Source organism: Neorhizobium sp. PAMB6716 (assembly GCF_058242805.1).
Genome location: NZ_CM177835.1, coordinates 569,437 through 582,254 on the forward strand (window position 1 = coordinate 569,437; position 12,818 = coordinate 582,254).

A 12,818-nucleotide genomic window follows, 5' to 3' on the forward strand; every position below is an offset into this window, starting at 1 on the left:
TTTAAACGGCGTTGCGCGCCGCACAGCCTCCTCCTGCTGTTTGGCGGGCCAAAAAATGGCAGCTGGCGTCGGTCTAATAGTTATCGACGCATAGGTGGTTACGTCGGAATTTTCCCGCAAGATCAGCGTACAAGAAAACGTGACCAGTTCAACCGTATCAGCCGCGTTGATCAATTCTGTGGCAGAGAGACCACAATTTCGCGTGGTGCAATAAAAAACGCGCGGCAGAGGCCGCGCGTCAGTATAACTCAAGTAGATCAGGCGGATGTTTTTACTTCAGTGCCGCCGCCGTGATCTCGGTCGTGTAGGCGCCCTTTGGTTCCTTGGTGATGACAGGATCCGAACCGCCACCGAGCAGGGTTTTGACCGTGCGGTCGTAGTCCGCCTTGTCCAGTGCGCCGTTGGAGCCGGCCGTCAGCTTTGCCACTTCGCCCATCATGCGCTTCTGGTGCTTTTCGGTCTGCGCGCCTGAGGCGTCGTTTTCCAGAACGATGCCGGCTGCTTCATCCGGGTTCTTCTCGGCCCACTTCCAGCCCTTCATCGAAGCGCGCACGAACTTGACCATCTTTTCCTTGAAAGCCGGGTCCTTCAGCTTGTCTTCCAGAACGTAAAGCCCGTCTTCCAGCGTCGCCACGCCTTCCTTTTCATACTGGAAGGTGACCAGCTGCTCCGGCTTGATGCCGGCATCGATGACCTGCCAGTATTCATTGTAGGTCATGGTGGAGATGCAGGCGGCCTGCTTCTGCAAGAGCGGATCGACGTTAAAACCCTGCTTCAGAACCTTGACGCCATCGGCGGAGCCATCCGTCTTGATGCCGAGCGTCGCCATCCAGGAGAGGAACGGATATTCGTTGCCGAAGAACCAGACGCCGAGCGTCTTGCCCTTGAAATCGGCGGGCTTGGTGATGCCGGTTTCCTTGAGGCACGTCAGCATCATGCCCGACGACTTGAAGGGCTGGGCGATGTTGACGAGCGGAACGCCTTTTTCGCGCGTTGCAAGGGCAGACGGCATCCAGTCGACGATCACATCAGCGCCACCACCGGCCAGAACCTGCGGCGGGGCAATGTCCGGGCCGCCCGGCTTGATGTCGACGTCGAGGCCTTCTTCCTTGTAAAAGCCCTTGTCCTTGGCGACGTAATAACCGGCGAACTGCGCCTGCGTCACCCATTTCAGCTGCAGCGTCACCTTATCGGCGGCGGCAGCCTGCATGGCCGTCAGCGAAACTGCTGCGGCCAGCAGCAGGGAGGCTAGTTTGATTGTCATGGTTCAGTTCCCTCTTGTTGTTGTTTGCGATTTTACCCTTACGCCCGCCCACCACGGACGGACGGATGCCAGAAGGTGACGGCCCGCTCACTGAGCGCCACCAGACCGTAAAAGACCGAACCTGCGAGCGCGGCCACCGCGATCTCGGCCCAGACCATGTCGACATTGCTGCGCCCCACTTCCGTGGAGATGCGAAAGCCCATGCCGACGATGGGCGTGCCGAAGAATTCCGCCACGATGGCACCGATCAGCGCCAGCGTCGAATTGATCTTCAGCGCATTGAAGATGAACGGCCAGGCGGCCGGAAGCCGGAGCTTGATGAGCGTCTGGCCCCAGCCGGCGGCATAGGTGCGCATCAGGTCGCGCTCCATGTGGCTGGATGCCGAAAGCCCCTGCACCGTGTTCACCAGCATCGGAAAGAAGGTCATGATCACGACGACGGCGACCTTGGAGGGCCAGTCAAAGCCGAACCACATGACCATGATCGGGGCGACGCCGACCACCGGAAGCGCGGAAACGAAATTGCCGATGGGCAGCAGGCCCTTTTGCAAAAACGGCGAGCGGTCGATGAGGATCGCGACGATAAAGCCAAGGCCGCAGCCGGCGACATAACCCGTGATGACTGATTTCAAAAACGTCTGCTGGAAATCCGCCCAGAGGATCGGCGTCGAGGAGAGGATGCGTGTCCAGATCATCGAGGGCGGCGGCAGAAGGATGGAGGGGATGGCAAAGCCGCGCACCACACATTCCCAGATGACGAGCAGCGTCACCCCGAACAGCACCGGCACGACAATGCCGATCAGCCGCGCAAAATTCCGGTTTTTCGGCCTGAGCTTCACCAGCCAGGCATTCAGCCCCCAGGCAAAAATCCAGAAGACGAGGGCAAAGACAAGAAAACCGCTCATGGCTTTACCCCCATGCGCTTCAGCACCCGTTGATGGGCAAAACCGACGATGGAGACAAGCACGGCGGCAAGCCCGGCGGCCATGAAGAGGGCAGCCCAGATCTGGATCGTCTGGCCGTAATAGGAACCGGACAGCAGACGCGCCCCAAGCCCCGCCACCGCACCCGTCGGAAGTTCCCCGACAATCGCCCCAACCAGCGAAATGGCGATGGCCACCTTCAGCGAGGTGAAGAGATAAGGCATGGAGGCCGGCCAGCGCAGCTTCCAGAAGGTTTGGGCCTGGCTTGCGTGATAGGTGTGCATGAGATCGATCAGCAGCACCTCGGGGCTGCGCAGGCCCTTCACCATGCCAACGACGATGGGGAAAAACGACAGATAGGTGGAAATCAGCGCCTTGGGCATCAGCCCGGATATGCCCACGGAATTCAAAACAACGATGATCATCGGCGCGATGGCAAGGATCGGAATGGTCTGGCTCGCAATCACCCAGGGCAGCAGCGAGCGATCCATCGCCCGGCTGTGAACGATGCCGATGGCAAGCGCGATGCCGAGCGCCGTCCCCATGCCAAAGCCCGCAAGCGTCGCCGAAAGCGTGATCCAGGCATGGTAGACGAGGCTGCGCTTGGAGGTGACCGCCTTGTTGACGGTGGTATCCCAAAGCTCGGCGACGATCTGGTGCGGCGCGGGCAGCACCGGCCGCTCCTGCGCAAACGTGCGCTCCACGATCTGCGACAGCGTGATCGCCTCGCCGGCGCGGGCCGCCTGATCGCGCACGAAGGGGGCGTTGAGGTAAACGACGGCGACATGCCAGAGGACGAGGATGGCGGCAATGACGGTGAGAACCGGCAGGATGCGGTCACGCAGGTAGGCGCTCATGGCGTTCCCCCTTGCGCTAAAAAGGCCGTTTGCAAAACACTATTCGTCATAGCTATGCCCCGCCTTCAGGCCCTGGCGCACGCGGTGGGCAATCTCCAGAAATTCCGGTGTCTCGCGGATATCGAGCGGGCGCTCCCGAGGCAGTGTCGATGTGATGATATCGGTGACGCGGCCGGGGCGGGGGCTCATGACGACGATCTTGGTGGAGAGATAAACCGCTTCAGGAATGGAATGGGTGACGAAACAGATGGTCTTTTTCGTTGCCGCCCAAAGCTTCAACAGCTGTTCGTTGAGGTGATCGCGCACGATTTCGTCAAGCGCCCCAAAGGGTTCGTCCATCAGCAGCAGGTCGGCATCGAAAGCGAGCGCGCGGGCAATCGAGGCGCGCTGCTGCATGCCGCCGGAGAGCTGCCAGGGGTATTTTTTGCCAAAGCCACTGAGATTAACGAGATCGAGCATGGCAGCGACCCGCTTGTCCTGCTCGGATTTCGCATAACCCATGATTTCGAGCGGCAGCGCGATGTTTTTCTCGATGCTGCGCCAGGGATAAAGGGCGGCTGCCTGGAAGACGTAACCGTAGGAGCGGTTCTTGCGCGCCTCCTCCGGCGTCATGCCGTTGACGGTGATGGTGCCGGCCGTGTGTTTTTCGAGATCCGCGATGACGCGCAAAAATGTCGTCTTGCCACAGCCGGACGGGCCGATGAAAGAGACGAAATCACCCTTGTTGATCTCGAGATCGACATTCGACAGCGCATGCACAGGCCCATCATTGGTCTCGAAGGTGAGGCCAAGATTTTGGGCGGAAACGACGGAAAGAGGCGAGGGGTTCATGAAAAAGCCTTGTCGGAAATGATGCGTGCGCAAAGGCCCGGATGGGCCTTTGGCTGAAAATATCGCCGCTTGATGTACCGCGTCATGCGCCTCTCACACGCCCGATGCTGGAATGCCCGAGCGTTCCACCTTGCGTGGGGCCGTCAGTTCCTTCCAGGTGGACAGCGCCTTGGAGACGGCCGGATAGGGCTCGCGCGCCACGAACTGGCCGTGGCCCTCGCGGGTCTTGATCGCACCCTCTTCGATGGCAACGACGCCGCGGGTCAGCGTGTAGCGCGGCAGACCTTTGACGGCCTTGCCCTCGAAGACATTGTAATCGATCGCGGATTGCTGGGCCTTGGCACTGATGGTCTTGGTCAGCGTCGGATCCCAGACGACGAGATCGGCATCGGCGCCGACGAGGATGGCGCCCTTCCTCGGATAGACGTTGAGGATTTTGGCGATGTTGGTGGAGGTGACGGCGACGAATTCGTTCATGGTGATGCGGCCGGTCGCCACGCCATGGGTCCAGAGCATCGGCATGCGATCTTCCAGTCCGCCGGTGCCGTTCGGGATCTTTCGGAAATCGCCCACGCCATAACGCTTCTGGTCGGTGGTGAAGGCGCAGTGGTCGGTTGCGACGACCTGCAGGGAGCCGCTCGCAAGCCCCGCCCAGAGACTATCCTGATGCTGCTTGTTGCGGAAAGGTGGGCTCATCACGCGGCGTGCGGCATGGTCCCAGTCGGGATTTGAATATTCGCTTTCATCCAGCGTCAGGTGCTGGATCAGCGGTTCACCATAAACCCGCATGCCGTTCTGGCGCGCGCGGCGGATGGCTTCATGCGCCTGTTCGCAGGAGGTATGGACAACATAAAGCGGCGCGCCCGCCATATCGGCAATAATGATGGCGCGGTTGGTGGCCTCGCCCTCGACGCTGGCGGGCCGCGAATAGGCATGCGCCTCCGGGCCGTTATTGCCCTCTGCCATCAGCTTTTCCTGCATGGCGGCAACGATATCGCCGTTTTCGGCATGCACCAGCGGCAGCGCGCCCAACTCGGCGCAGCGCGAAAACGAGGCGAACATCTCGTCATCGTTCACCATCAGCGCGCCCTTGTAGGCCATGAAATGCTTGAAGGTGTTGATGCCTTTCTCTTCAACGACCGTCTTCATGTCGTTGAACACCTGCTCGCCCCACCAGGTGACGGCCATGTGGAAGGAATAATCGCAATTGGCCCGCGTCGCCTTGTTGTCCCAGCGCTTCAGCGCATCGAGAAGCGACTGACCGGGATCGGGCAGACAGAAATCCACCACCATGGTTGTGCCGCCGGCCAAGGCAGCACGGGTGCCGCTTTCAAAATCATCGGCGGAATAGGTGCCCATGAACGGCATTTCCAGATGCACATGCGGATCGATACCGCCGGGCATGACATAACAGCCGGTGGCGTCCAGCACGGTATCGCCGGAGAGGTTTTCGCCGATCTCGATGATCCGCCCACCGTCCACCTTCACATCCGCCTTGTAGGTGAGATCGGCGGTGACGATCGTGCCGTTTTTGATGACTGTTGTCATGGTGGATTGACCCTCTAATCTAGCTCAATGACGAGGCTCGAGTTAAGAATAGCTGTTTTCTCGCCCTTGCCAGTTCCAACTGCTGACACCCTGATTCCCGCACCAGGGTTGCTAATAAGGTACATTGCAGCGTCTTCGATTTTGGCGAATTTGGTTGAATGAATATCTTCGTTCGACAACCGACCCTTGGGGAAGCATTTATAGACTGGCAGCGGATCGGTTGGGCCCTTGGTAGGCTTTGCTTCCCTCCCTGAAACTTTCCAGAAAATTCTCACCCCACAATCTCCGCAGTTTCCACCACCGCGTGAAACAGCACGTCGCAGCCGGCTGCTGCCCACTCCTTGGAAATCTCTTCCGCCTCGTTGTGGCTGACGCCGTTAACGCAGGGGCACATGATCATGGTGGAGGGGGCAAGCCTTGCCGCCCAGCAGGCATCGTGGCCGGCGCCGGAGATGATGTCCATGTGGCTGTAGCCGAGTTTTTCGGCAGCCGAGCGTACGCGTTCCACCAGCACCGGATCGAACGTCACCGGATCGAAATGGCCGACCGCTTCCACCGAGCAGCCGACGCCGAGCGGTTCGCAGATCTTTGCGGCCTCCGCCTCGATCTTTGCCCGCATGCGGTCGAGCTTTTCCTGGCTTGGCGTGCGCATGTCGACGGTGAAGACAATCTTGCCGGGCAGTACATTGCGCGAATTGGGGGAGAAGAAGGCCTGTCCGACGCCGGCAACGGCCCCCGGCTGCTCTTCCATGGCAACCGCCTGCACCATTTCCAGGATGCGGCCGAAGGCGAGGCCGGCATTGACGCGCATGGTCATCGGCGTCGAGCCGGTATGCGCCTCGCGTCCGACTAGCGTAAATTCAAGCCACCACAGCCCCTGGCAGTGGGTGACCACGCCAATCTGCTTCTCCTCGGCTTCAAGGATCGGGCCCTGCTCGATGTGATATTCGAAATAGGCGTGCATCTTTCGCGCGCCGACCTCTTCATCACCCAGCCAGCCGATGCGCTTCAGTTCCTCGCCATAGGTCTTGCCGTCGGGGTCTTTTCGTCCGTAGGCGTAATCGAGACTGTGGATGCCAGCAAACACGCCAGATGCCAGCATGGCCGGCGCAAAACGGGCGCCTTCCTCGTTTGCCCAGTTTGTCACGACGATCGGATGTTTTGTCTGGATGTTGAGATCGTTCAGCGTGCGGATGACTTCGAGCCCGGCGAGCACGCCCAGCACGCCGTCATATTTACCGCCCGTTGGCTGCGTATCGAGATGGCTGCCGACATAGACGGGAAGCGCATCCGGATCGGTGCCGGGGCGCGTTGCAAACATCGTGCCCATCTGGTCGACGCCGAGGATAAGTCCCGCCTCATCGCACCAGCGCTTGAACAGGTGGCGCCCTTCGCTGTCTTCATCCGTCAGGGTCTGGCGATTGTTGCCGCCGGCAATGCCGGGGCCGATCTTCGCCATCTCCATCAGCATGTCCCACAGCCGATCGCCGTTCACACGCAAGTTCTCGCCTGGTGCCGCCACCATTCGCTCATTCCTTCAACTGTTTCAGCCCTTGGGGGTCTGATGCCCGGCTGCTGTTCCCATGCGGTCGTGGCGCGCGTCCTTCTTGTGATGCAGCAAGCTATGGCTTGCCTTTGTCGGGTGCGTCGCCGATAAATTGACCGGTTGGTAAAACCTTACAATTTCCGTGGTTGCACTCAAGTCGAAAAACGCCGCCGGGATGAAAAAATGAACAGAAATCCGGCAACGGGCTTTCTGGGGTAATTTTTGTGCATCTGCGTCTTGTCGTGCGCAGTGCAAGAGGGGATAACGGGTCCATGATTCCACGAGCGGCGAAAACGCAGCGGCGCACCCGCATTCAAGAGGAGAAAGAGGAAAAGATCCTCGAAGCGGCGCTGGACGTGTTTTCCGCCTATGGCTTTCGCGGCGCAACGATCGACCAGATCGCAGACGCTGCGGGCATGTCAAAACCCAATCTGCTCTATTATTTCCGCACCAAGGAGGCCGTGCATCGCACGCTTCTCGACCGCATGCTGTTTACCTGGCTGGAGCCTCTGAAGGCCTTTGATGCGGACGGCGATCCCGAGTCTGAAATCCGCTCCTATATTCGCCGCAAGCTGGAAATGTCGCGGGATTTTCCGCGCGAAAGCCGGCTGTTTGCCAACGAAATCCTGCAGGGTGCGCCGCATATCGAGGACGAGTTGACCGGCCCCCTGAAGGCACTGGTGGACGAGAAGGCGCAGGTCATCCGCACCTGGGCAAAGGCCGGCAAGATCGCCAAATGCGATCCCTACCACCTCATCTTCTCGATCTGGTCGACCACGCAGCATTATGCCGATTTTGACGTGCAGGTGCGCGCTGTCCTTGGCAACAAGGCCGGAGAAGGCCGTTTCGAGGATGCCGCCCGCTATCTGGAAGAGCTTTTTCTGCGCGGGCTGAAGGTGGAAAAGGCTGTCAGCTGACGTGGGCTCAAAAGCCGGTCAGCTTCACCATCATATAACCGAAACCCGAGATGAACAGCCAGCCGAAGGCGCCAAGCGCCAGCGGCCGCAGGCCGCGGGCCGCAAGCTGGCGCACCTGCGTCTGCAGGCCCATCGCTGCAAGGCCTGTTGCAAGCAGAAAGGTCGCCGCCTGGCTGGCGATCTGGCGGAATTCAGACGGCAGGCTTGCGGCGCTGTTGAACGCCACCATCAGCAGAAAGCCGATGACGAACCACGGGAAGGGTGAGCCCGCCGCTTTCTCGCCCGCCGGTCTTTTAAACACGGTCAGCGCCAGCGTCAGAACCAGCGGTGCCAGCAGCATGACGCGGGCAAGCTTGCCGATCGTGCCATACTGGCCGGCAAGATCGCCGGCCTGGAAGGTGGCGGCCACGACCTGCGCCACCTCGTGAATGGTGGCGCCCGACCACAGGCCATAGGCCGTCGTATCCAGATGCAGAGGCACCATCAGCAGCGGATAAGCGAGCATGGAGATGGAGCCGAAAATGGTGACGCAGGCCACCGCATAGGCCACATCTTCGTCGCGTCCACGCACCGCCGCATTGGCGGCAATCACGGCCGATGCGCCACAGACGGAGGTGCCGGCGGCGATCAGCCCGGTCAACTGCCGGTCGACGCCGAGTACACGGCCCCCAGCCATGATGGCGAGGAAACTGACGGCCAGCGTCAGCGTCACGGTGATCAGGCCGCCAAGACCCAGTGAGAGGACCTGCGACAACGTGATCTGCAACCCGAGCAGAATGATGCCGAAGCGCAGCAGCCGTTTGAGCGAAAATGCCATGCCGGGGCGGCAGGCGGCTGGCGGCTGGGTGAAATTGCCGATCACCATGCCGATGATGATCGAAAGAATGAGCGGTGACAGCGCGCCGATGCCGGAATAGGCGCGAAACAGCATGGCGGACGCGGCAATGGTGCCGGTCAGGGCAAGGCCCGGCAGCAGGTCAAGGCCTGGCATGGCCGGGGTCTTGGCGCGATCAGCGGGGAGAGTTTGGTTCGGCATGACAGGCGCATCATTCTGAAAAATTTGATGCCCGCAGTGTGCGCCGGCCCCTTTCATCGGTCCAACAAATCGATATTGTCAGTTTAATCGAAAATAACGATGATTGCTGATGACCCTTGAACAGTTGCGGATCTTTCTGGCGGTGGCTGTGGAAAGCCATGTCACGCGGGCTGCCGAACAGCTCAATCTCACGCAATCGACCGTCAGCGCCGCCGTTGCCGCGCTGGAAACACGCCACGGCATAAAATTGTTCAACCGCGTCGGGCGCGGCATCGAACTGACCGAGGCGGGCCGGCTGTTTCTGCCGCAGGCGCGTGCCGTGCTGGAGCAGGCGGATGAGGCCGCGCGCCTGTTGAAGGATCTGTCTGGCGCGCCCTCCGGCACGCTGTCGATCCACGCCAGCCAGACGGTGGCAAGCTATTGGCTGCCCTCGCGGCTGATGGTCTACCGCGAGCGTCATCCGCCGGTGCTGCTGGCCATCAGCGTCGGCAATACGCGACAGGCAGCCGAGGCGGTGCTGGCGGGGCGCGCCGATCTTGCCGTGGTCGAGGGGCAGGTGGATGCGCCGGCGCTCTCGGTCACGCGGGTGGGAGAGGACCGGCTGGTGCTGGTTGTTGGCCGGCGCCACCGCTGGGCCAAAGGCGAGGGGCTTGCCCCGACCGATCTTCTGACCACAAGCTGGATCCACCGTGAACCGGGATCTGGCACGCGCGCTGGCCTTGAACAGGAGTTGCAACGGCTGGGCATCGCGCCCGCGGCCCTTCAGGTGGCGCTGGAACTGCCCTCCAATGAAGCCGTTATCGCGGCCGTCGAAGCCGGCACGGGCGCTGCCGTCCTCTCCTTTCGCGCGGTAGAGGCGCATCTGGCGCAAGGTCGGCTGGTCATGCCGGATTTCCCCATGCCGACGCGGCCGTTCTTTCTCCTGCGCCACCGCGAACGGCATGAAACGCGCGCCATGCGGGCGATGGTGGCGGTGCTGGGCGAGGGGCCGCCCGACGGGGCATAACCGGACCGGCTCGCCCTCGGGAAAGGCGGTGCCGCAGCATTGTCTTCCATCACAAGCGTTGCGAATGGCGCGCAAGCGAAAAAAGCCATTCGAGGCAGGCGCCTGTTGTCTGTCGCCCGCTCGGCCTGGAGCGTCGCATGAGACAAAATGGCTCCCGGTTTTTTGTTTCCTCGGCGGTTTTTACGAAATCCGATGTCTGTTATCCGGTGCGGAGCGCGGGGGAGAAGCCTGTCGTCATGGCTGCAGATCAAGGTTGAAGGCGGCCTTGCCGCAGGCCTTGGCGCGGTAAAGCGCCCGGTCTGCCCGCAGGAAAATTTCCTCCGGCGTGCTGGTCGGGCTGATCGCCGCCGCGCCGATCGAGGCGCTCACCGTCAGGCCGTGGAGGCTGAGGGATACGTCATCATCCAGCACCTCGGCGATCTGCCGGGTCAGCATGATCAGGTCTTGCTGCGTCTCGAAAGCCTGGATGATGGCGAATTCGTCGCCGCCGATCCGCGCCCGCATCACGGCCGTGGGTGCTGCCTCGATCAGGCGGCGCGCCGTCAACCGCAGGAATTCATCGCCGGCCTGATGCCCGAGCCGGTCATTGACCGCCTTGAAGCCATCGAGATCGATCAGCAGCAGGGCGTGGGGCAAGGCCTGCTTTTCCGTCCAGATCGTGCGAAACAGGTCCTCGAACCGTGCGCGCGACGCAAGGCCGGTCAGGCTGTCCACCTCTGTCATGCGGCGGATCTGCTCGAACATCAGCTTTTCCGAGGTGATATCCTGCTTCATGCCGAAAATGCGGACCGGACGCCCGTCGATCCGGTCGACGATTGCGGTGATCCGGATCCAGCGAAGATTGCCCTTGGCCGTCGTGATGCGGGCATCGAGCGTGAAGCCCGTGCCGTCTTCGATTGCCTTGTCGCGCACGGCCTTCAGCTCAAGACGCGATTGCGGACAATAAAGCGAGACGATGTAATCGCGGCTGATCGCCGATTGCGGCTCGATGTCGAACAGCTCAAACACCGTGTCTGTCCAGCGCAGCGTCTCATCCGGCAGGCTGCATTCCCAGATGCCGACGCGCGCCGCCTTGAACGAGCGGTCGATCAACGTGCCCAGATCGCCAAAATTGCCCGGAGGCGCACCGCTCTTCAGAATGGGGCTCGATCCATCCAAGTCCCGGCCTGGCGTTTCCAGCCAGGACCTCAGAATATCCGGTATCGATTCCACCATTGCAGATCCAATGCATGCGAAGATATGGCACGAAAGTTCAAGCGACAATTATGCCTTTCACCGGCTGATTTGGCCAGATGCTTCGCCTGCCTTTTGGTCCTCACGCCCGGTGCGACTGTCACGTTCGATTGACCTTGAGGGTGTTTGGATGGCCGGGTCCTTGGGTCTTGCCGCCGCTGCACGCGACACCGGCAAGTGAGGCCGCGGCGCGCGCAGCTTACGTCCGGCGCGCTTCCAGCCGTCGCCTGTCGCGCTCCAGATGCTGGACGCCAAGCGCCGTCAGGCGCATCTGTCGCTTCTGGAACTCGCCGCGCACCTCGACAAACCCCTGCTCTTCGGCTTCACCGAGCGTCTTCAGGCTGGTGCCCTTCGGGGGAGACTGCCAGTCCACGCCAACCGCGCTGTGCAGCAAAACCATGATCTTGATAATGTTTCTATCTCCGGAATGGGTGCGAAAAGGTGTCTGCCGACCAGTTGTCGCCGGTTGGGGAGGCAGAGAAGGTCTGCTCTTATCGCATCGCGAATGATTTGTAATGTGGGGGATGGTGAAGGCAATGTTCTCGTGCATTCAACTGACGATAGTGGTCGGTGTATGAAGCCGTGCGCCCACCTTTTGAGCCGCAGCGGTAAGCCTTTTGTCTCTGGTCCATAAGGCATATCTGCGATCGAACAGAGTCGATGCGAGCAAATGTGCGTCTGTATAGCCGATGCCCAAGCTGAATATGGAATCACGTGCGATCATCAGCATGACTTCCTCGTGTGTGGCTACCAAGGCTTGTTGCTGTGCCTCAAGCAACGCAATGACCGCATCACGATTTCGCAGACTGCCAAGCGCCAGTTCCCCAATCACGAAGGGGTGGCACAACAGACGGTCCTCTTCGAGGATCCTACGGAGTTCATCGTCGCCATGCCGAAAATGATCGATCCAGATGGAGGTATCGACCAAGATCATGCGCCGCTGTCGCTGCGGTGGCGCGGTGCTGCTTCTGCGTCAGGCATGGAGGCACCAAGGGCTGCGAGGCGCCTGCCGGATTCGATACGCACAAGCGTCTCCAACGCTTGGCGAACAAGCGCTGCCGTTTCCTTCGTACCGGTGAGGGCTCGTGCCTGCTCAAGAAGCTGGTCGTCGAGTTTTATTGTTGAGCGCATGACTTAGGCTCCTCTGCTGCTGCCAAATTAGCACCATCTGGTGCTAAACGCCAAGCTTATCGAAGGCGCGGTTGCACCGGCGCGCATGGTCTCAGACCCTTGGCACAGTCTCCTCGGTTGCATGAGGCGCAACGGAGGCGGGGGCGACGCAGCAGAAATAGCTTCCCCAATTGGCGGGGCGCTGCTCGGACGCGCCGCTGATGGCGCTACTTCTTTTTCTCCTGATCGCGATGCCATTTGATGGCGTAGAACATGCCCACGCCCAACACGAGAATCTTGAGCGGAAAGAAGACGATAGGGAACCAGTCCCACATATCGGATGTTTGCATGTTATGACTGGGCACTGTTGATCGTCAGGGACCTCTACCGCAAAACGACCGCATCCTAAATCAGCCATGTTGACGCAGAAGGGATCGTAACAGTCCCATCCGGGGCATGAGCGGGCTTGTTCCTGTTTCTGGAGAGGCTTTTGACCTTACAAGCTGGCGACTGCTTCCGGCGCAAGGCTGCAATCCCTTCCACCCCC

At 60.7% G+C, this 12,818-nt stretch carries 13 protein-coding genes; 2 read left to right on the plus strand and 11 right to left on the minus strand.

Going from position 1 to position 12,818, the window contains the following annotated elements; genetic code table 11:
* Nucleotides 1–271: 271 nt before the first annotated feature.
* From AC4CWH_RS02700 to AC4CWH_RS02725, 6 genes are all read right to left on the minus strand, one after another.
* Nucleotides 272–1,264 carry an ABC transporter substrate-binding protein gene (locus AC4CWH_RS02700; RefSeq protein ID WP_491320268.1) on the minus strand — a complete coding sequence of 331 codons (993 nt, stop codon included), beginning with the start codon at nt 1,262–1,264 and terminating at the stop codon, nt 272–274.
* A gap of 38 nt (nt 1,265–1,302) precedes the next feature.
* Nucleotides 1,303–2,169 carry an ABC transporter permease gene (locus AC4CWH_RS02705; protein ID WP_491320269.1) on the minus strand — a complete coding sequence of 289 codons (867 nt, stop codon included), beginning with the start codon at nt 2,167–2,169 and terminating at the stop codon, nt 1,303–1,305.
* Entirely contained in the window at nt 2,166–3,044 is an 879-nt protein-coding gene (locus tag AC4CWH_RS02710) for an ABC transporter permease (RefSeq protein WP_491320270.1), read from the minus strand. The genes AC4CWH_RS02705 and AC4CWH_RS02710 overlap by 4 nt, the downstream gene beginning before the upstream one ends.
* A 39-nt stretch (nt 3,045–3,083) precedes the next feature.
* Complete coding sequence (locus AC4CWH_RS02715) at nt 3,084–3,875, minus strand: ABC transporter ATP-binding protein (RefSeq protein WP_491320271.1); 792 nt, start codon at nt 3,873–3,875, stop codon at nt 3,084–3,086.
* Nucleotides 3,876–3,968: 93 nt separating this feature from the next.
* Complete coding sequence (gene hydA, locus AC4CWH_RS02720; protein WP_491320272.1) at nt 3,969–5,423, minus strand: dihydropyrimidinase; 1,455 nt, start codon at nt 5,421–5,423, stop codon at nt 3,969–3,971.
* 271 nt (nt 5,424–5,694) lie between these two features.
* Nucleotides 5,695–6,948 (minus strand): Zn-dependent hydrolase, encoded by a 1,254-nt coding sequence (locus AC4CWH_RS02725; protein ID WP_491320273.1) that lies wholly within the window; start codon nt 6,946–6,948, stop codon nt 5,695–5,697.
* 293 nt (nt 6,949–7,241) lie between these two features.
* Between AC4CWH_RS02725 and AC4CWH_RS02730 the strand changes: the two genes are divergently transcribed.
* On the plus strand, nt 7,242–7,886 hold the full coding sequence (locus AC4CWH_RS02730) for a TetR family transcriptional regulator C-terminal domain-containing protein (protein WP_491320274.1): 645 nt from the start codon (nt 7,242–7,244) through the stop codon (nt 7,884–7,886).
* A 7-nt stretch (nt 7,887–7,893) separates the two neighbouring features.
* Here the strand turns inward: AC4CWH_RS02730 and AC4CWH_RS02735 are convergent, their stop codons facing one another.
* The gene (locus AC4CWH_RS02735) at nt 7,894–8,922 is read right to left on the minus strand and encodes a YeiH family protein (protein ID WP_491320275.1); all 1,029 of its coding nucleotides are present in this window, start codon (nt 8,920–8,922) and stop codon (nt 7,894–7,896) included.
* Nucleotides 8,923–9,031: 109 nt separating this feature from the next.
* On the opposite strand from AC4CWH_RS02735, the gene AC4CWH_RS02740 reads away from it, so the two are divergent.
* Nucleotides 9,032–9,928: a LysR family transcriptional regulator gene (locus AC4CWH_RS02740; RefSeq protein ID WP_491320276.1), complete on the plus strand. Its 897-nt coding sequence runs from the start codon at nt 9,032–9,034 to the stop codon at nt 9,926–9,928.
* Between the two features lie 234 nt (nt 9,929–10,162).
* Here AC4CWH_RS02740 and AC4CWH_RS02745 read toward each other — a convergent pair whose 3' ends face one another.
* The 4 genes from AC4CWH_RS02745 to AC4CWH_RS02760 form a co-directional block, all read right to left on the minus strand.
* Nucleotides 10,163–11,143: a diguanylate cyclase domain-containing protein gene (locus AC4CWH_RS02745; protein ID WP_491320277.1), complete on the minus strand. Its 981-nt coding sequence runs from the start codon at nt 11,141–11,143 to the stop codon at nt 10,163–10,165.
* Between the two features lie 217 nt (nt 11,144–11,360).
* On the minus strand, nt 11,361–11,561 hold the full coding sequence (locus AC4CWH_RS02750) for a hypothetical protein (RefSeq protein ID WP_491320278.1): 201 nt from the start codon (nt 11,559–11,561) through the stop codon (nt 11,361–11,363).
* Nucleotides 11,562–11,711: 150 nt separating this feature from the next.
* The gene (locus tag AC4CWH_RS02755; RefSeq protein ID WP_491320279.1) at nt 11,712–12,095 is read right to left on the minus strand and encodes a type II toxin-antitoxin system VapC family toxin; all 384 of its coding nucleotides are present in this window, start codon (nt 12,093–12,095) and stop codon (nt 11,712–11,714) included.
* The gene (locus AC4CWH_RS02760; protein WP_491284100.1) at nt 12,092–12,292 is read right to left on the minus strand and encodes a type II toxin-antitoxin system VapB family antitoxin; all 201 of its coding nucleotides are present in this window, start codon (nt 12,290–12,292) and stop codon (nt 12,092–12,094) included. The genes AC4CWH_RS02755 and AC4CWH_RS02760 overlap by 4 nt, the downstream gene beginning before the upstream one ends.
* Nucleotides 12,293–12,818: the final 526 nt, after the last annotated feature.

Coding starts and splice junctions, on each gene's coding strand:
- AC4CWH_RS02750 (WP_491320278.1), bottom strand. CDS start 11,561: ATGGTTTTGCTGCACAGCGCGGTTGGCGTGGACTGGCAGTCTCCCCCG.
- AC4CWH_RS02730 (WP_491320274.1), top strand. CDS start 7,242: ATGATTCCACGAGCGGCGAAAACGCAGCGGCGCACCCGCATTCAAGAG.
- AC4CWH_RS02745 (WP_491320277.1), bottom strand. CDS start 11,143: ATGGTGGAATCGATACCGGATATTCTGAGGTCCTGGCTGGAAACGCCA.
- AC4CWH_RS02760 (WP_491284100.1), bottom strand. CDS start 12,292: ATGCGCTCAACAATAAAACTCGACGACCAGCTTCTTGAGCAGGCACGA.
- hydA (WP_491320272.1), bottom strand. CDS start 5,423: ATGACAACAGTCATCAAAAACGGCACGATCGTCACCGCCGATCTCACC.
- AC4CWH_RS02735 (WP_491320275.1), bottom strand. CDS start 8,922: ATGCCGAACCAAACTCTCCCCGCTGATCGCGCCAAGACCCCGGCCATG.
- AC4CWH_RS02715 (WP_491320271.1), bottom strand. CDS start 3,875: ATGAACCCCTCGCCTCTTTCCGTCGTTTCCGCCCAAAATCTTGGCCTC.
- AC4CWH_RS02705 (WP_491320269.1), bottom strand. CDS start 2,169: ATGAGCGGTTTTCTTGTCTTTGCCCTCGTCTTCTGGATTTTTGCCTGG.
- AC4CWH_RS02700 (WP_491320268.1), bottom strand. CDS start 1,264: ATGACAATCAAACTAGCCTCCCTGCTGCTGGCCGCAGCAGTTTCGCTG.
- AC4CWH_RS02710 (WP_491320270.1), bottom strand. CDS start 3,044: ATGAGCGCCTACCTGCGTGACCGCATCCTGCCGGTTCTCACCGTCATT.
- AC4CWH_RS02755 (WP_491320279.1), bottom strand. CDS start 12,095: ATGATCTTGGTCGATACCTCCATCTGGATCGATCATTTTCGGCATGGC.
- AC4CWH_RS02740 (WP_491320276.1), top strand. CDS start 9,032: ATGACCCTTGAACAGTTGCGGATCTTTCTGGCGGTGGCTGTGGAAAGC.
- AC4CWH_RS02725 (WP_491320273.1), bottom strand. CDS start 6,948: ATGGTGGCGGCACCAGGCGAGAACTTGCGTGTGAACGGCGATCGGCTG.